This is a genomic window from Aeropyrum camini SY1 = JCM 12091 (genome assembly GCF_000591035.1).
Taxonomy (GTDB): Archaea; Thermoproteota; Thermoprotei_A; order Sulfolobales; family Acidilobaceae; genus Aeropyrum; species Aeropyrum camini.
Genome location: NC_022521.1, coordinates 1538857 through 1557166, shown reverse-complemented (window position 1 = coordinate 1557166; position 18310 = coordinate 1538857). Strand labels below are relative to the sequence as shown.

At 55.8% G+C, this 18310-nt stretch carries 17 protein-coding genes; 10 read left to right on the top strand and 7 right to left on the bottom strand.

The window, feature by feature from the left end; all coding sequences use genetic code 11:
* Positions 1–49 precede the first annotated feature (49 nt).
* Positions 50–1882, bottom strand: a complete 1833-nt coding sequence (locus ACAM_RS08120; protein WP_022542338.1) for a heavy metal translocating P-type ATPase — start codon at positions 1880–1882, stop codon at positions 50–52.
* Positions 1883–1993: 111 nt separating this feature from the next.
* Between ACAM_RS08120 and ACAM_RS08115 the strand changes: the two genes are divergently transcribed.
* Positions 1994–2380, top strand: coding sequence for a CopG family ribbon-helix-helix protein (locus ACAM_RS08115; protein ID WP_022542337.1), 387 nt, complete (start codon positions 1994–1996; stop codon positions 2378–2380).
* Positions 2381–2595: 215 nt separating this feature from the next.
* Positions 2596–3195, top strand: a complete 600-nt coding sequence (locus ACAM_RS08110) for a TlpA family protein disulfide reductase (RefSeq protein WP_148706493.1) — start codon at positions 2596–2598, stop codon at positions 3193–3195.
* A gap of 56 nt (positions 3196–3251) precedes the next feature.
* Here the strand turns inward: ACAM_RS08110 and ACAM_RS08105 are convergent, their stop codons facing one another.
* Complete coding sequence (locus ACAM_RS08105) at positions 3252–3746, bottom strand: hypothetical protein (RefSeq protein ID WP_022542335.1); 495 nt, start codon at positions 3744–3746, stop codon at positions 3252–3254.
* A gap of 176 nt (positions 3747–3922) precedes the next feature.
* Here ACAM_RS08105 and ACAM_RS08100 point away from each other — a divergent pair, with 176 nt between their 5' ends.
* From ACAM_RS08100 to ACAM_RS08075, 6 genes are all read left to right on the top strand, one after another.
* Positions 3923–4540, top strand: a complete 618-nt coding sequence (locus ACAM_RS08100; RefSeq protein ID WP_022542334.1) for an Lrp/AsnC family transcriptional regulator — start codon at positions 3923–3925, stop codon at positions 4538–4540.
* A 234-nt stretch (positions 4541–4774) separates the two neighbouring features.
* The gene (locus ACAM_RS08095; RefSeq protein WP_062661257.1) at positions 4775–5407 is read left to right on the top strand and encodes an arsenate reductase (azurin) small subunit; all 633 of its coding nucleotides are present in this window, start codon (positions 4775–4777) and stop codon (positions 5405–5407) included.
* Positions 5407–8430: an arsenate reductase (azurin) large subunit gene (locus ACAM_RS08090; RefSeq protein WP_022542332.1), complete on the top strand. Its 3024-nt coding sequence runs from the start codon at positions 5407–5409 to the stop codon at positions 8428–8430. The genes ACAM_RS08095 and ACAM_RS08090 overlap by 1 nt, the downstream gene beginning before the upstream one ends.
* Positions 8431–8641: 211 nt before the next feature.
* Entirely contained in the window at positions 8642–8908 is a 267-nt protein-coding gene (locus tag ACAM_RS08085) for a hypothetical protein (protein WP_022542331.1), read from the top strand.
* Between the two features lie 38 nt (positions 8909–8946).
* Positions 8947–9750, top strand: coding sequence for a TAXI family TRAP transporter solute-binding subunit (locus tag ACAM_RS08080; protein WP_022542330.1), 804 nt, complete (start codon positions 8947–8949; stop codon positions 9748–9750).
* Positions 9751–9785: 35 nt separating this feature from the next.
* The gene (locus ACAM_RS08075; RefSeq protein ID WP_148706492.1) at positions 9786–11588 is read left to right on the top strand and encodes a TRAP transporter permease; all 1803 of its coding nucleotides are present in this window, start codon (positions 9786–9788) and stop codon (positions 11586–11588) included.
* 19 nt (positions 11589–11607) lie between these two features.
* Here ACAM_RS08075 and ACAM_RS08070 read toward each other — a convergent pair whose 3' ends face one another.
* The 4 genes from ACAM_RS08070 to ACAM_RS08055 form a co-directional block, all read right to left on the bottom strand.
* Positions 11608–11931 carry a hypothetical protein gene (locus ACAM_RS08070; protein ID WP_022542328.1) on the bottom strand — a complete coding sequence of 108 codons (324 nt, stop codon included), beginning with the start codon at positions 11929–11931 and terminating at the stop codon, positions 11608–11610.
* Between the two features lie 33 nt (positions 11932–11964).
* A complete protein-coding gene (locus ACAM_RS08065; RefSeq protein WP_022542327.1) occupies positions 11965–12423 on the bottom strand; it encodes a YbaK/EbsC family protein in 459 nt (152 codons plus the stop codon).
* Between the two features lie 136 nt (positions 12424–12559).
* The gene (locus ACAM_RS08060; RefSeq protein ID WP_022542326.1) at positions 12560–13438 is read right to left on the bottom strand and encodes a class II glutamine amidotransferase; all 879 of its coding nucleotides are present in this window, start codon (positions 13436–13438) and stop codon (positions 12560–12562) included.
* A 70-nt stretch (positions 13439–13508) separates the two neighbouring features.
* Positions 13509–14474 (bottom strand): DMT family transporter, encoded by a 966-nt coding sequence (locus tag ACAM_RS08055; protein WP_022542325.1) that lies wholly within the window; start codon positions 14472–14474, stop codon positions 13509–13511.
* An 87-nt stretch (positions 14475–14561) separates the two neighbouring features.
* Here ACAM_RS08055 and ACAM_RS08050 point away from each other — a divergent pair, with 87 nt between their 5' ends.
* Both ACAM_RS08050 and ACAM_RS08045 read left to right on the top strand, forming a co-directional pair.
* Complete coding sequence (locus ACAM_RS08050; RefSeq protein ID WP_022542324.1) at positions 14562–15134, top strand: DUF998 domain-containing protein; 573 nt, start codon at positions 14562–14564, stop codon at positions 15132–15134.
* A gap of 65 nt (positions 15135–15199) precedes the next feature.
* A complete protein-coding gene (locus ACAM_RS08045) occupies positions 15200–17269 on the top strand; it encodes a thioredoxin domain-containing protein (RefSeq protein WP_022542323.1) in 2070 nt (689 codons plus the stop codon).
* A 47-nt stretch (positions 17270–17316) separates the two neighbouring features.
* Here ACAM_RS08045 and ACAM_RS08040 read toward each other — a convergent pair whose 3' ends face one another.
* Entirely contained in the window at positions 17317–18267 is a 951-nt protein-coding gene (locus ACAM_RS08040) for an aldo/keto reductase (protein ID WP_022542322.1), read from the bottom strand.
* Between the last annotated feature and the right edge of the window lie 43 nt (positions 18268–18310).

Sequence of the window (18310 nt, the reverse complement as noted above, 5' to 3'; positions counted from 1 at the left end):
AGCCAGTAAAATGCTGGTATACTTCCGACCTGCGGTGACCGAAGGTGGGTCACCTCCTATAGTTGAGTGTTATTGCCATTATGGCCGCCGCCGTGCCTATGAGAGTGCTCCCGTCATCGCCCAGCAACGCCACGAGCCACAGCGGTATAGAGCCCCCAACCCCCAGCGCAATCACAGCAAGCTTTACAGCCGCAGCTGCAAAGAGGCCCGACTTTAAGCCCCTTAGGTAAGCCCGGCCCATCCGGTATAGCCTGGGCGCGTCTGCAACGCCGTTGACGAGAACCGCGTCGGCAAGACTCCTCACAGCATCTATATTGCCCACCGCCACCCCCAGGTCGCTGGCTGCTAGGGCTTCGAGATCGTTCACGCCATCTCCAATCATTGAGACTGGCCCGTACTTCTCCCGTACCCTTCTAATAACCTCTAGCTTGTCCTCCGGCTTGAGCTCCGCATAGTACTCCTCGATACCCAGCTCCCTAGCAATCTTCTCAACCTTATTTCTCCTATCACCGCTAGCCAGAACTAGCTTGAGCCCCATCCTCTTCATCTCGCCTATAGCAGCCTTTGTCTTCTCACTAACCTCCTCACTCATACATATAGCCATGGTTGTCCCATCTATATGCGCGAACACGGGCACCTCATCGCCACAAGGGTTTCCCGGCCTTAAGCCGACCTCCTCCTCCAAGAACTTCTCCGACCCGAGGAGGAGTGTCCTGCCTGAGACAACAGCCCTCAGCCCCTTTCCAGGAACCTCCTCAACCCTCTCCACGCTCCCCATGGGCTTCCAATGCCTCGCTATCGCTATGCTAAGTGGGTGTAGGCTTGTTGAGGCCGCGGCTGCCACGAGATTGAGCAGACCGTCCCGGCTTGCCACACCCCTCAGGACAACAACCCTTGAGGGCTTGAGCGTGCCCATCGTTATGGTTCCAGTCTTGTCTAGTACCACAGCCCTTATCTTGCCAGCCGACTCAAGACTCCTGCCCCCCCTAGCGACTATTCCTCTTGTTGCGAGGGTTGCTATGGAGTAGCTGGTTGCCGCCGAGCTGGCTATTATAAAGGCGCTGGGGCAGCCTGCGAGTAGGAGGACCACGCTCTTCTCAGGTCCTAAAATAACATATGCAGCAGTGAAAGCGCCTATAACAATCACAATCATATACGGAGCGAGCCTGTCTATGAGCCTCTGCGTGGCCCCTTTCTCCCGAAGAAGCTCAAGGGCGTTCGAGACTATCCGCTGAATAGTGGACTCCGAGCTGGTTTTCAGAGCCTTCACCTTAACCGGCTGGCCGACGTTGATCGCTCCACTCTCTATAGCTCTACCGCTCTCCACCGTGACAGGCTCGCTCTCGCCTGTTATCAGTCTGAGGTCGAATACACCTGTGTCGAGGAGCACACCGTCCACCGGTACCGCTTCTCCCTTCCTGACTAGAACCACATCTCCAGGCTTGACCTGTGAGGGGTCAACCTCCTCTATAGCTCCATTCCTAATAACCCTAACCCTCTTGGGAATCAGCTTCCTAGCCTCGTCGAGCCGCCGGAGCGCCAGCTTTTCAACCTGTGCCTCTAGACTCTCCGCAAAGCTGTATAGGAGCATAATTATTAGGCCTTCGAGAACTATGCTGTGGTACGCTAGTATGAACCCTACTATTGCCATTAGAAGCTCTACAGTTAGTCTCTTCTCAAGAACCAGCTCCCTGACTGCTGCTATAGAGATTATGAGAGTCACGACCCAGATCGCGGCTATAGAAACCTCACTTACACCGAGAAACCACAGTAGTATACCTGCTATGCTTAATAATCCCGTAACAATGAATACTTCTTTTTCTGCATGATGACCATTTTCATCTTCATCCATGGCGTGCTTGCGTTTTTGTTCTTCGCTCACTACGCTCCACCCCACCACTACTTTTGGGTTTCTCAAGGTATATTAAAATTCAACAGTACCTAATGAAAGTTTATTAACTTGCTAAATAGAATTTATTAAAGGGTGACACGGATGGTAGCAGTCATCAGCGTGAGTCTACCCGACGACCTTGTTAAGAAGGTAGACAGGGCTGTAGAACAGTATGGTTACAGGAGTAGAAGCGACCTAATAAAAACCGCGCTCCAGACATTCCTAGAGGGTGAGGGTAACAAGTCGTCAGGCAATTATAGGCTCATTGTTGTGCTAAGCGACCATAAGGCGAGCCCGTATGTTGACAAAAACATAGTCGGCCTGATACACAGCTACAGTGAGGAGCTAATAGCACTCTATCACCAAATACTCCAAGGCCCCTACTGCATAACAATAGCCGTCGTGGGAGGCAAAGACGATTGGAGAACAATAGTCAGAAAGCTGAGGAGCCTCAACGGAGTGCTAGGAGTACAGTCTCTACCCATATGAGAAGATCGCACATAGAAGCGGGACACTAACAGAGTGGGCTCTACAGAGGAGATAGACCGTTTTCCACAATGCCAAATCCTCAATCATTATAGGTTCCCCGGGGAACTATTACAGCATAACTATTTAGCTTAAGCGAATCATAGCCACTCTCCTTTAATTCGATCTAGGAATATGCTGTTCTCAGACCACCATAAAACTTGGGTACAGTTGATTAGATGGAGGTACAGAGGGTGCTCGCCGTCTTGCCCGCCAGGCGGATATTTGCCCTAGCGGCTGCTATGATTCTACTCGTTACCGCTGGCTACACAGCTTACAACATAGTTAAGACTCCAGAGTCCAATAGCCAGCCTGGGAAGGCTGCAGAGCTGGGTCACATAGACTTCAAGACCATAGATGGCGAGACAGTCAGCCTCGCCGATGTTGAGGGGAGAGTTGTTATCCTCTGGTTTATGGCTGCCTGGTGCCCCTCCTGCGTGTATATGGCGGACGTGTTAAATAGTCTCCATGATGAGTATGATGGGATTACGATTATAGCTGTTGACTTTTGGACAAAAGAGTCTTTAGAGGTTCTGGGCTTAAATAAGCCTGGCTACCCGCCCCCAGACTCTCCGGAGATGTTTAGAAGATTCGTGAATAGTTATGGGGACCCCACGTGGATATTAGTTATGGATGATGGAACCTTAGTCAAGAGGTTCGACGTCAAATCTATAGATTACATAGTGATCATGGACAGGTCAGGCAATATCCTATACACCGGTGCGGCCCCAAGCCTCGCCGAGCTCGAGTCTGTAATTAAAAACTTTCTAACGGGGTGAAGTCCCGTGACGAATCCTAGACCGGGTGGGCTGGTAAGAGGCTTACTGCTTAAACCTTACATCTCATCCCTAAGAATCTTGTCGAATCCAAGGTGGAAAAAGCTGTTCCTCATGGTGTTTACCGGGTTTCTAACGTTATACCTGCCAGCATCAGGCATGCTTAGGCTAGTAAGCTCTTCCAGTATATCAGCCTCGGTATTTCCAAGCCTCATAGCACCCAGCTTACCAGCCGTAGCAGTCTCCCTGGGCAAGATGGTGCTAGTGCTTGACACGCCGCTCATTCTACTCGGTGCTATTGTCAGCTCATACTTCGCCCTCAATATCACACTAATAATGTACCTTAGCTCGGATGAATGCGACTGCAATGTAGGGTCTAACGATATTGACAAGACTGGACCAGTAGGGGGTAGATTAACATTGTTAAGAACCATAGCCTCAACCGCAATACCATTGTTAGCTGCATCCTCCTGCTGTATAGGAGTCCTGCCGGTGGCACTCTCAATTATGGGCCTTAGCCTAGGATCCCTGGCCTTCACCCTGATACTAGCCAAGTACTGGATCCCTCTTGCCGTAGCATCCCTTATCCTACTACACTACAACACTTACACTCTATCGAAGAGAATCTCTAGCCGAGGAGGTCTGAGGCTCGGGAAACTACCCAGTTAAACAGCATGGACACCGGTTTTAACAGGCAATTCAAACACCAGCTACTAGTGAGGGTGGCATTTTGAAACCCGGGTCTAGAGGGTTGGATGCAATAGATGTTGAGATATTGAGGATACTGGCTAGAGACTGTACCACCACCACAAAAGAGATCTCCCAGGCGGTGGGAGTGAGCGTCCCTAACGTGAGGAAAAGGATTAGAAGGCTGAGGGCGCTTGGAGTGCTTAAAGGCTGTAGAGCATCAATCGACCCTGAGGTCCTAGGCACGCTAACCTACCTAATACTTTTCCAGGCCCCCGAAGGCAGGGGAGGCAATGGAGAAGTTTCCATACTAAGATCTGGCGGAGTAGAGAGGATATTCTATTCGTCTAAACGGGGGCTCGGAGCTGCTATCGCAAGGACGATCGACCCCTCCGGTGTTGAAAAGATTGTGGGGGATATAGAGAATGCTGGCTTCAACGTCGTAAAAACCATATACATTGACAAGGAGGTAGGCGACGAGCCCTGGGTCCCCGAAAAGCCTCTTGAAAGGGTTCAGCCAAAGTGCTCCTTCTGCCAGAGCATAATAGTTGGCAGGCCGTACACTGTTGTACTAGAGGACGGGAGAATCCTTGTTTTCCATAACGAGAGGTGTGCAGAAGCCTATTTCAAACTAGGCCCTCATACTAGAAGCAAACACTAGTAAAGAATTTCTAACCTCCCAGTTCATTGAGGCGCCAGGGTTCAAGGTCTTTGATGAAAAGCTAGACTAATTTTTCAGCGCTATGGACGGCTTTCCTCTATATTTTCATTGTTTCCAACATTACCTCATATGAAATTTTCCTCTATTAATACCAGAAGAGATCAAATATATATCAGTGGCTCTCCATGTTAAACTTATTAATTCATGACGCATGTCCTAAGGGATGGTTAACGAGTGTCCGAAGGAAATAACGGTGGGCAAGATAAGGGCTTGAGGATCACCAGGAGGGAGTTTCTCGCAGCAGCAGGTGCCGGGGCGGCTGCTTTCATCGTCGGAGCTGTCGTAGGGAGAACGGCTTTTCCAAAGGAGAAGGAGGTTATAAAGCCAGGGCCTACTGAGACCGTGACAGCCACGACTACTGAGACGGCTACTGTCACACAGACTCAGACGCAGGTCCAGCTTGTCGAGAAAAAGTATCCCAGGGTTAAGATAGCCAATATCAGCGAGCTCAACACCGGCCAGCCTGTCTTCAAAGAGTACATAGGCCATAGAATCGTTGTTATTAAGCTTGGTGAAGAGGCCGTCAACGGAGTAGGCCCGGAGAAGGATGTTGTAGCGTTCAGCATGCTATGCACCCACATGGGCGGCTTCCTGATATTCGATAGCAACACTAAAACCCTAGTCTGCCCTCTGCACTTCTCCCAGTTCGACCCAGCCAAGGGCGGCCAGCCAGTGATCGGCCACGCCACAGAGTATCTACCCCAGGTTATCCTCGAGTACGACGAGGCCACTGGGGACATTTACGCCGTAGGTTTTACGGCCTTGGTGTATGGGCGTTATGATAACCTTCAGGGGGTGAAGGCGTAATGGTGTATCCTAGGAGAGGAAGGGTTCCCTTACCCCCCAAGGGGGCGCAGCGCTACACGACCATGTGCCAGTTCTGCAACGTCGGATGCGGCTATGACGTGTACGTCTGGCCTGCTGGCGCAGAGGGCTTCCCAGAGCCTGGGGGGCACGGCATCGAGTATAAGATAGTCGACGAGGCTTATGGGAGGAATCTTGTGAAGCAGCCGGACTTTACAAAGGAGCACGTGGGTCTGAGCGCGGAGGAGGGAGAGCCCTGGATCTCCGAGGCTATGGTTGTAAAGACGATAAGGAGGACCTGGGAGAAGGGTAGAGGCACAGGAAGCTGGAGAGAGGTTTACGTCGCACAGATACCCAGCCCCGAGTGCCCCATAAACTGGGGCAACCATTCGGTGAGGGGGGGAACGCAGGCTGAGAGGATATGGAGCCCATGGAACATAGCAGGCGAGAGGAGGCTGACAAAGCCCCTCGTAAGGTTCGGAGGAAGGCTAGAGCCTGTCTCCTGGGAGTACGCGATCGACCTTGTGGCCAGGGTCGTGAAAGGCACTATAGACAAGTGGGGCGTAGAGAGGCCTGGATGGGGTAAGGAGGGCCACGCCGTATTCGCACACCGTATGGACCATGGGGGCGGCGGAGGAGGTGGAATGATATTCAACACGGTAGTCGGCCTATTCTTCTTCTACGGCGTTAGAACGGCTTTCGCCAGGATACACAACAGGCCGTTCTTCGGCCCCGAGAACCCTGCGGCGGGCGATGCAGGTCCCGGCGCCATGAACACCTCCTACCATGACCTGAGGCTAGCGGACGTGATAATACTTTGGGGCGCCAACTCGTACTCGACAGCTACTGTCATGTTCGTAAAACACGTCCTGGACAACCTGAGGGGGGCTACCAAGGGTGAGAAGCAGAAGTGGTTCAACCCCGGGGAGCCGATAATAGACAGCAGAATAATAATAGTTGATCCCAGGAGAACTGAGAGCGTCGAGGCGGCTGAAGCCGCTGCGGGGAAGGATAGGGTCCTGCACCTCCAGATTAAGCCGGGTACCGACATAGTGCTGGCTAACGCCATAGCCAGGGTTATATACGAGAGATACAGGGATGTGGTGGACGAGTTTGTAAACCACTATAGAAGCGCCGCCTCCAGCTGGGGCTTCAACTGGGACGAGGACGGCTTCCAGAAATACCTCTCAGACGCCCTCCAAGTTGGCAAGAAGAGTCTGGACGAGGTCCTCGCGGAGGCCGAGAGCATCACCGGGGTGCCGAGGGATAAGATAGAGCTTGCTGCAAAGTGGATAGCCGAGCGTAAGAGCGGCGGGTATCCCAAGAGAGTATGGCTAATGTACGAGAAGGGCATAATATGGAACCAGAACTACAGGTCGATATACAGCCTCTTCGACCTCTGCATGATAGCGGGCGCCACCAGAGGCGTCCCAGGATGCGGCTGCCAGAGGCAGGGAGGCCATCAGGAGGGCTTCGCAAGCCCTGCCCCCCCACCGCCGCCGTGGACGGAGGAAAGGCACCACATAGCCTACCCCGACAAGAGCCTGTACGACGAGTACTACAACACCAAGTACCCTAGGGCCGACTATTTCATGCCCACAACTGACTTCAGGCTCGCCAATGGAGAAGGGAAGGTGCTATGGGTCATAGACATGGATAACTACAGGCTAGCCCCCAACTCCCAGAGGCTCAAGGCTGTCGTAGGCGATAGAGCCTGGAGAGTCACCAGGTACGTGTTCGCCGAGGCCTACGCCAACGTAGGGGGGAAGGAGTCGCAGCCTAACTACGACCCCGGAGCCCTAGAGCCCGTGATAACAACGCCGCCCTCCTCGAAGGAGTACGCGGAGAAGGTCCTCCAGGCTCTCGAGGAGACGGGAGGCCTCTTCGTCATAGTAGAGGACATATACCCGACGTTCATGGTTGAAGATGCCCATGTCGTCCTGCCCGCTGCTTTCAACAATGGCGAGTGGCCTGACGTCAGGATGGGAGTCCACGAGAGGAGGTTCAGGATAGCCGATGCCTGGCTAGATCCACCTGGCGAGGCCAAACCAGACTGGTGGATACTGGCCAACGTCGCCAAGAGAATAGTGGAGCTTTATGAGGAGGAGGGCAGGGGCGACGACCCTGTTGCAGAAAGGTTTAGGAAGGCCTTCCAGCCCATCTGGGATGCTATGGAGGCTAACGCGAGGGATCCGAGTGTTGAGGTTGAGAACGAGATTTTCAAGACCTATATAGCCAATGCTGACGAGGCCTACGCGCGTCTGGGAGTACACTGGGAGGTCCAGTTCTGGACGCCCGAATTCAAGAAGCTCGACCTCAACATAATGAGGAAGCTGAGGACTATAGGGACAGTGCTGCCCATAACAAAGCTAGATGTGAAGCCCGACGGCACCATCGAGGTCAGAGGCGTCGTCAACCTCATGGAGCCCGCCCTCAACGACACCTACAGAGAGGAGGTAGTGGTGGTGAAGCCCGACGGCACCATCACAAGGAAAATCGAGGTTGTCCCGTCCAACGAGACAGTCAGGAGCTACGTCCCAGGCCATCTAAAGCCATGGCCTGCTGTCTGGGATAAGTATCCGCCCTACGTGGACGAGCTGATAAGGAAGGGCTACAAGTACTGGGTAGTGAACGGTAGATACAACGCCATCTGGCAGACAGGCTATGCCGACCCGAATGTAGTTGAGATAATGGCCAGGCACCCCATGAACATCGTCCAGGTCAACCCGGATGACGCCGCTAAGGAGGGTCTAGAGAGCGGTGACATAGTAGTTGTGTACAACGACTATGGATCCACAACAGCCATGGTATGGGTGACCAGGGTCGTGGCCCCCGGAACAATATTCCTTATCATGGCCCATCCCAAAGCCGTGGGCGCCAACGCAGTGACAACACCGAGCGTGGACCCAGCAGCACAGAACCCGGACTACAAGCTAACCCTCGCAAACATAAGGAAGATTGGAAGAGCCCACGAGACGTTGCTAAAGACAGTGACATTCAAGGAGATAAAGTTCGCCGTCCGCTAGCCGTACTCACACCCCTAAACAAAATTTTCTCTAAGCTTTTTAACCCCTAATTCTCCTTTCCCCATCCTTAATTTTCCCACATCTTTGAGGCTATGGTTTGGAGGATATGTTTCTTAACCTTATTAGCCCAGACACTATATGTCGATTTAATAACAAGATATTTCAATAGTTTTATACATGTAGAACCTGTGTAGGCGTGGAAGGTGGTAAATTGGCCCAGAACAGGACTTTAGTGATGGCGGCCGCGGCTGCAGTGGTTATTTTAGTAATCCTGATAGCGGGGTACATGCTACTGGGGGGAGGCGGGGCTGAGCAGCAGCCCACGGCCACAGAGACGGGTACGGGGAAAGCCACCGAGACCTCTCCCACAGGAGAGAAGACGGTTATTCGGTGGGGTACTTCCAGGGTAGGCTCCAGCGGGTATAAAGCATTAACAACTCTGGCCCAGGTCCTAAACCGTGAGATACCCCGGAGATAGAGATAGTTGTTGAGCCCCAGTCCGGCGCCATAGCCAGCATGAAAGGGTTCGCCACAGGCGATCTCGACGGGGCCTACGGGGCGGATATAGCGTTCAGAGAGATGTACACTGGCACCGGGAGGTTCGAGGGGTTCAAGGCGGATAGGCTGCCTGTACAAACCCTATGGGTCTTCACTATAGACATAGGCCTCGCCGTGCCCAAGGATAAGGCGGGGGAGTTCAAATGCTGGAGCGACTTAGACGGTAAGACAATATTCACGCTACCACTGGGCTGGGATACGGGAACGGCGTTGAGGAAGGCTCTGGACACCCTTGGTATAAAGTACGAGCATAAAGAGCTTGATCTAGAGGCCGTTGCAACCAGCCTCAGCAGGGGAGACATAGTAGCCACAGGTGTTTATGTGACGGGTGAGAGGAGTGTCGCGCCGTGGATACAGAACATGCTGGCCCAGATAGACCTAGTGGTCGTAAACCCGTGTCCAGAGGAAGTTCAGAAGCTGGAGCAGGCTGGCATACCTGTCGCCAGGGTGTCCGCAAATGCCTTCCCAGAGCCGGTGGGTGTTGACGAGTTTGTGGGTGTCAGGATATTCTACGGGTTCCATACGGGCCTGAACCTCAGCGAAGATATAGTCTATAAGATTGTTAAGGCGACGTACGAGAACATAGACGAGCTTGCGAGCCTCGACCCCGCGTTCAGCCAGCTCAAAAACGACTTCGTGGGATTCCAGGTTCAGGCTATAGACTCGCTGGCAGATCTAGTCCCTGTCCATCCAGGACTCGCCAAGTTCCTGAAGGAGATGGGGGCCTGGAAGGACGAGTGGAGAATAGCGGGCTCCTCCTAGAGAGAAACTCGCTCAGAGAGGGTGCATACACCGCTTTGAGGCTGGGAAAGCCGCGGGCCGAGGACCTCTATCTTGTAGCTTCCCTGTTTTTTACAGTAGCCCTCCTATACTACTACTACACAGGGCTTGGCGGGCCGATTCTCCTAGCTACAGTTATGGTCCCCTACACAGTGTTTCTAACCCTCCTATCCCTCTATTTGAAAGGCGGGCCTGTAGCCAGGCTACCGAGAGCCCTCAACGCCGGAATAGTTGTCCTCAGCCTGCTAGCCGCCCTCACCGTCTCAGGCTATATAACAGCCGAGTTCAGAGAGCTGAACACTGTTAGGCTAGGGTCATACAACACCCTCGACATCATAATAGGCGGGATCGCCTTCTCCATGGTTATGTTTGCAGTCCTCCTGAAATACAGGGCGATATTCATACTCAACGCACTCCTATTCCTCTACACACTAAACGGGAGCTGGGCCCCCTACCCGTTCGACCACCCCGGAATAAGGTTGGAGCGGATAATCACCGCTATGAGCGTAGAATTCGAGACGGGCGTATTCGAGAAGCTTCCCCAGCTCGCCCTCACCCTTATAGGGGCGTTCATGCTTTTCATAAGCATAGCTCAGGCCTTCGGTGCCGTAGACAGTGTAATACGCCTTGTAATAGGGGTCCTCGGCTCTAGGCCTAGGCTCCTTCCACAGGCTGCTGTTGTAGGCAGCATGATTATTGCGATGGTCAGCGGAAGTGGGGCGGCTAACGCGGCATCCACGGGTAGTATAACGATACCGCTGATGAAGAGGGCTGGCATGCCCCCGGTAAAGGCTGCAGCGATAGAGACGGCGTCGAGCATTGGAGGCCAGCTTATGCCCCCGATAATGGGTATAAGCGCCTTCGTGATGGCCGACTATCTTGGAGTGTCCTACTTCGACGTGGTGGCCAGGGGCTGGGCGCCAGCTCTCATATACTATATAGGGCTTGCCCTGGCGGTCTATCTAGCATCTAGAGCCTTTCTAGCGGGCTCCACAACCTTGAAGCTGGAGTACGGCAAGCTAGAGGTGTACAAGGCTTCTAGCCTGGTGGCCTCAATACTCCTCCTGATTATTCTTATGGGGCTGAAGAGGGAGTACCCCGCCTACGCTGCCCTACAGTCATCCATCCTACTATTGGCTTTACTAGCCGCTTCTGAAGGGGCCGCCGGGAGTGGCCTTAGGGACAGGGCTGGTAGAATCCTCGGGAGGCTTGCAGAGGCCCTCAAGATATTCTCCGGCTTCGTCGCAGACATCACCATACTCCTAGCGGCCCTGGGCGTGATGACCGGGCTGATGACTATAACAGGAGTTCCCACGAGAGTCGGCTTCCTGCTCCTCGAAGTGGGCGCCGGGAACAAGCTCCTACTGGTCGCCCTAGCGTTCGTCTTCGGCTACCTAGTAGGCCTCGGCCTCCCGCCAGTGGTTACCTACATATTGACCGTGGTCGTTATAGGCCCCTACATGCTTCAAGCCGGGTTTAACCCCTGGGCGGTCCACTTCTACGCTTTCCTACTCGGAGTTATGAGCGAGCTCAGCCCCCCAACCAGTGTGACGGCCGCCGTTACAAGCAGGATAGCCGGTTCAGGGTTTGTAGAAACCATGCTGGAGGCATTGAGATTCGCCATACCCCTATTCACGGTGATGGTTGGAGTTCTGCTGGAGCCGGGCCTTGTAGCAGAGCCAGGCCTACCCCAGCTCATACCTGCGTTTAAGGTGCTCGCAGCCACTATAGCGGTTGTGGCGGGGCTAAGCGGGGGGTTCCACATCCTGATTAGACTGGCGGCAATCGCTATAGGGCTAGCCATACTCGTACTTATCTAGCAGACCCACCCTCCCTCCATCACTTACACAGCGAGTCTATTCTAGCCGACTCGGCCTCAAGCCTCTTAAGGAGGCTCAACACGCTTGCCACCCTCTCCCGATCAAGACCATACTCCCTAGCCTCTAGCAGAACATCAGAAGATAGAACTCTTGATAGAATCCTCAATTCCCTCGCTAGACTAGGCAGCCACTTGCAGTCCGCCGGGTCTGGTCTCCAGCCCTCAAGCACATGGAGCGCCTCAACAAGATACGACTCCACCTCAGATAGAAAGGCGTCGCCGATCCTCCCACCCCTCCTGGCAGCGAGCCTCCAGATACTCCTGTACACGTCAATCCATGACAATGCCCTGACCCTCCGAGCCGGGTTTGCCCCGGGCTACTCTGAAACGTCCCCCACCACAGCCCCAACGGCTTCTACAAGCTCTTTGGGGTTGAATTCTAGAAGGGTGTTTACACTGCCCCCTCCTCCGTACACCCTCTCCCTGTTAAGAAGGGAAGAGTCAACCACGACAACAATGCCCTGGGGGAGAGCTACCGGGGGGACGCCGCCTACGGGATAGCCTGTCAACTCCAGGACCTCCCCCGGCCTCGCTAGCCTGACGGGCTTGCCCACCAGCCACCCCAGCTTCCTCAGGCTGAGCCTCCTGCCCCCCGGGACTATAACGGCATAAGCGTTGCCCTCGCTGTCAAGCGCTATGAGAGTCTTCACAATATTGGACTCGTCCACACCCACCCATCTGGCGGCCTCAGCTACCGTACGGGTAGAGCCGGGCATCTCAAGGAGCCTCCAGCTTAGGCCTCTGGCTTTGATCCACTCCTCAACCTTACCCGTCATAGGCGACACCCTATCACGCTACCAAGCTGTACACATACTGTGCAGGGTTAAGCTGGCCCTCAGTATATACGTAGTTTCGCAGCTGGCTAGAGTTTTTCTAGCATCCTAATGCATGTAAGGCAGGCCTGAGTCTCGCCTATAGGTTCCTGAGCCTTTCAACCCCTCTAGCTTGAGGCGCGATTCTATAGACACCTCCGCCTGCGGGGCTGAAGCTGGTTCCAAGCCTTCCAGCAACGCCCTCCCTCAATGCCAGGTGGTATACGGTGGAGGAGGCCATTCCTGCCGCCCCTGAGTCTTCGAATATAAAGTGCTGGTAGTACCTCTTCACCTCCTCCCCCAAGTCATCCCGGCTCCCCGCCGCCAGGTATAAGGCGGGCTCAAGCCTTCCTGCCGAGTCCTTCAGGGTGAGAACCGCTATGTTGTAGGCCGTCTTCACGTGTTCATAATGTTTTGCTAGAAGCCCGCTGAGGTCCTCGCCAGTCAGCTCCGCCTCCCTGGCTATAGAAAGCGCTAGTAGGTGTGAGTCGGTGTATCCCTCCGCCCTAACCCCGAGAGAGGCGGCTAGGCTAGACTTCTCCAAGGACCCGTTGTGAGCCAGGTAGAACTCCATAACGCCATCCCTCATAACAGCCTTAACAGCGAACGGGTGGGCATTCGCAGTGCCACGCGGCGAACCCCTACTGGCGCGGCGTGCATGGATTATGAGGAAGGCCTCGCCAGCATCTTCAAGAAGCCTCCCAACCCTACTCGCAGCGCGCCGTAGCCCCTCGAGGTTCTCGGAACAGTCGTCAGACGGCCCCCCATAGGCGTCGAATCTTTCATAAACGGCAAACCAGCCCTCCTCACCCTTCCTACTCAGAAGTATGAAACCGTATCCATGACAGTGCCTCGCATCATCATGGATGCGATCCAGGTACGGATCATATTCCGCGGCGCTGGCAACAAGAGAGGCGAGCCTGCCCAGGAGCCTAGCCCCCTCGGGGCTCCAGGCATAGCCAGCTAGAAGCCTGCACAAACAGTTGCAACCCCCAAAGGCCCAGAGACATAGTTTTATGGTACACAAGCTAATTATGCTATCAGCTCACCTACCCTTGAGTGCTAGAGCCAGCCGAGCCTTCAACTTTAACCCTATTTTCCTCGTAGAGTACGAGGCCGATGCCCATAAGGACAATGGCCATGAGCAGTGCCTCGACAATCTCAAGCTTCTCACCCAGTATAATCCACGCCAGCGCCGCCGCCCCCACCGGCTCGCCCAAAATGGGGACAGTAGCTGCTAGGAGGCTGAGCCTGCGTAGGAGAAGGTTTATCAGGGTGTGCCCGCCCAGCATGGGGAGTAGTGCTAGGAGGGCTAGGTAGAGGTAGACCTCTTCATTGTAGCCTGTGAGGGGCGCCTTGACAACTAGGATCGTTAGTAGGGCGCTCACCAGGGCTGCGGAGCCGTAGACTGGGAGGGTATACTCTAGGGTGGTGTACCTCTGCCTGAGACCCTTACCTATCGAGAAGTAGGCTGCCACCGCCAGCATCCCGGCGAAGGCCAGCAGAAACCCCTTCAGCGGGTCGCCTCCCGGGGGCGAGCTCGCCCCATGGCTCGAGTAGAAGGCTATACCCGCGACTCCCGCCATAGCGGCAAAAGCGCCTAGGAGCTGTAGCGGGGTGTACCTTTCCCTGAACACCCGGTAGCCGACAAGGGCTAGGACAGCCGGGTAGCTGTCGACCACGGTGACGCTCATGGCGACGCTCATGTGGAAAAGGCTGGCCATCCAGAGGTCGAAGTGAAGGGCGAGGGCTGTGCCGGAGGCTATAGACAGTAGAAGGTCCATGCCTTGTGGGAGGCTAGGCCTCCTGTGGGAGCCAAGGGCGTATGCGGCGGCCAGTATGGAGGCGGTGAGTATCGTGCTGAGAACCAGCCTCCACGTCGCCGCCGCGAAGCCGTGGACGCCAGCGAGCCTAACCAGTATCGACGCTGTGGATACGTTCGCCACAGCAATAGCTAGGACAGCATACTCCCACCTCACGATTCCATATTGTCCTGTGGAGAATAGTCTTCCCAACAATGAGCCCCTCAGAGGTAAGTATCTTGACTATAGTAGAGACTTTAACATGTTTCGCCGACAAGTCACGGAGAAGGTGGATGTTTCTTGGCTCGACACGCCTGCATCCTAGGCCCAGCAGCGGCTGCCGCAGCGTGGATTGTCATAGGTGTCTCCTGGGCTTTAAACTCTGGATGGTTCGTGTTCACGGAGCATGCCTTCAGCGATCTCGGCGGCGGGGCTGCAAGGTATCCCTGGGTCTATAATTATGGCTTGATACTGGTTGGCCTCATGGTCGTCCTCTACTCCCTATGCCCCTACAAGGTCTCCCTCAACAAGATCGAGGCATTCGGCTCCGGCCTCCTCCTAACAGCGGGTATTTTTCTCTCCCTCATAGGCGTCTACCCGGCGGGGACCAGGCCCCACGTGTTCGTCTCTACATGGTTCTTCGTACAGATGGATATGGCCCTCATAGCACTCTCGCTCGGAGCCTACAAGGTGCGACGAAGTAGCGTAAGCCTAGCATCCCTCCTGATATCCCTCGTGGCCTTCCCCGTCTACATACTTGTAGGCCTGACTGCTGGCTGGCCCAGCGCCGCTGTGGCGGAGGCGTACGGGATTGTGGTGATAGACGTCGTTGTCCTTCTACTCACTCTGGACTATCTCGGCCGGCGGGTATAGACTCCGCCCTAAGTATCCGCCCGAGTAGAACATGCTATAGGGCTGGAGGGGTGTAGACCGCTTCCTTGACCGGAGAACCGAAGTGCCAGAGGCCAAACAGGCTGGCCTCGGCGGGGAGCAGGTATCTGAGGCAACACTCCTGCGACCCCGTCGACTGGCGACCCTGGGGTGTTGAGGCTTTCGAGACGGCTAGAAGGCTAGACAAGCCCCTGTTCGTCAGCGTGGGCTACAGCTCCTGCCACTGGTGCCACGTGATGCAGAGGGAGAGCTTCTCAGACCCAATGGTGGCCGATGTCCTCAACAGGGTGTTCGTCATGGTAAAGGTGGACAGGGAGGAGAGGCCGGACGTTGACAGCATGCTTATGAGGTACTGTGCCCTGGCAAGCGGGAGCTGCGGGTGGCCGCTCAACGTCGTCCTGACGCCAGACGGTAAGCCGTTCTACGTCGCCACCTACATACCCAAGGAGAGCCTCGTGGCGCTGGCGATATCCCTAGAGAGGCTGTGGAGGGAGAGGAGGGCAGAGGTCCTGGAGGTCGCTGAGAGGGCCAGCGCCATGCTAGACCAGTACAAGCTGGCCCTAGCCCCAGGCAGAATACCCAAGCCCGGGGACCTGCTGGAGAGGGCTGTATCCACCCTGGAGGGAGCCTACGACCCGGCCTACGGCGGCTTTGGAAGGGGCATGAAGTTCCCCATTCACCAAGCCCTCCTACTCCACGCCAGAGCCTCCCTCACCGGGGATTCGAGAGCCCTAAGCATGCTCACCGGCACCCTAGACCACATGCTCTTCAGCGGGGTATACGATCTGGTCGAGGGCGGGCTCCACAGGTACAGCATAACCAGGGACTGGAGGCTGCCGCACTACGAGAAGATGCTGTACGACCAGGCGTGGATAATCCAGGTCCTCACCGAGGCTTACATAGCCTCGGGCGACAGGGTATACCTCGACTTCGCCCTATCCACACTAGAATTCGCCAAGTCCTGGCTCTGGACGGGGAGGGGCTTCGCGTCGAGCGTGGACGCCGACACGAGCGAGGGCGAGGGGGCCTACTACACCTTCACCCTGGAGGAGGCGGAGGCCTACGGCGGCCTCCCGCCCGAGGCCATAGGCCTCTTCAACCTTTCGCGGGAGGGGAATGTCTTCGACGAGGCCACCGGTGCTAGGACCGGGAGGAACCTCCTCCACGTGGGGGAGCGGCTGGAGAGGGCTGCTGAGAAGCTGGGGTTAACCCCGGATAGGGCCTGGGAGGTCCTCTGGGAGGCTAGAAAGGTCCTCATAAATGTTAGGGGTGGGAGGGAGAGACCTAGGGTTGACGGGAAAGTTCTAACAGACTGGAACGGCATGATGCTCCACGCGCTAGCCCACCTCTACTGGGCCACGCGCGACCCCCAGGTCCTAGAGCCCGCCAGAGCCCTGTGGAGGCTCGTGGAGGAGAGGATGGACGGAGACAGGATCAGCCACGCCTGCTATGGAAACGCCGAGTGCGTCGAGGGCATGCTGCCTGACTACGCCTATCCCGCCGCCGCGCTCACAGCCCTCTACACAGTGACGGGAGAATCCGAGGCTCTAGAGACCGCCAGGAGCCTGGTAAAGGATATGATAGACCTGCTGTGGAGCCCCGGGGGAGGGTATTTCAGGCTCTCTCCACCAGGCCCGCACAACCCAGACACGCCCGCCGACGTGGAGGACACGGCCTACCCCGGAGCCTACGGCACCGCGGTCCACGCGCTTCTACTAGTCCACAGGGCCACCGGGTGGATGAGGGCTAGGGAGGCGGCCCTCAGGGCTCTTAGAAGGGTTGCGGCGAGGCTGGAGCAGGATCCAGTGGCCCACGCATCACTAGCCCTGGCCACCCTAAACACCGCCCCCCTCGCCGTCGAGGTCTTCGCCCAGGGGGCTGGCGAGGGTTTCAGGGGCGAGGTCCTCGAGAGAGTATACAACCCCTACCTGGTACTCCACATAAGCCCGAGGCCCGAGGACCTCAGGAGGCTGGTAGAGTACGCGGCCTCAATGCCCCCCGTGGAGGGCGGTAGGCCTACGTTCTACATTTGCCACGGCGGCGTATGCTGCGAGCCGCTGAAGGACAAGTGGAGTGCCCTAGATGTGGTAGCGCGGCTTTCGAAGAAGCTGGGGTAGACGGCCCCCGGTGTGGGTGTTGAGCCGGTTTGGCGGGGAGGCTCTCGCTAGCCTAGAGCATAGGATATCCTGACCTTCCTGCTAATCCTGTCGAGAAGCCTCCAGTCCCCGTAGCTCAGCCTCCACCCGGCTGCCCCCGCGTTCTCCCTCGCCTGCTCAGGGCTCTTCGCCCCCGGTATTGGTATGGTGTTCTCGCTGTAGCCAATGATCCAGTTTAGAGCGACCTGGCTGGGGGTCTTGCCATACCTCTCGGCGAGGCTCTTTAGAGCCCCGGCGATCTCGAGTATCTGAGCGTAGTTCTCTGGGTGGTAGACGGCGTCTCTAGACCTAAGCTTCTCGTCGCTCCTGACTTCCTCGAGGCTGTACTTACCGAGCACAGCGCCCTTGGCGAGGGGGCTCCAGGTGAGGAGGGACGCTCCGAGCTTCTCCGCGAGGGGTATGATCTCCTGCTCAGCCTCACGCTCCACGAGGTTAAACCTGTACTGCATAACCTCGACATCAATCCTTGACAGGCAGCTTCTGAAAGCCTCTACCATAGGCGGGGGGTGGTTGCTGAGCCCCACATACCCGATTCTACCCAGGGCTACGAGCCTTTCAAGAGCCCTGGCGTACTCGCAGGCGGGGACGTGCCTCCATATGGGTGGCCAGTGAACCTGCATGACGTCTATGCTATCGACGCCAAGCCGTCTAAGGCTTATCTCTACAGCCTTGAACACGTCGTCGCGCCCAAGGAGCTCGCCAGGTATCTTAGAGGCTATGACAACCTCTCCCCTCGCCACTCCGATATCCCTGAGCGCCCTGCCCACAAACTCCTCACTAACACCTCTGCCGTAGAGGTATGCAGTATCTATGAGGTTGATACCCGCCTCCACCGCTGCCTCTATTATCGACTTGGCCGCGGCATAGTCGGTGACGCCCCAGAACTCGCTGAACTGCCACGTGCCCAGCCCTACCCGCGAGACTTTTATACCAGTCTTTCCGAGTCTAGAATACTCCACAGGCTGTACACCAAGCCTTAACCCTGTTCAGGCCCGCCGCATT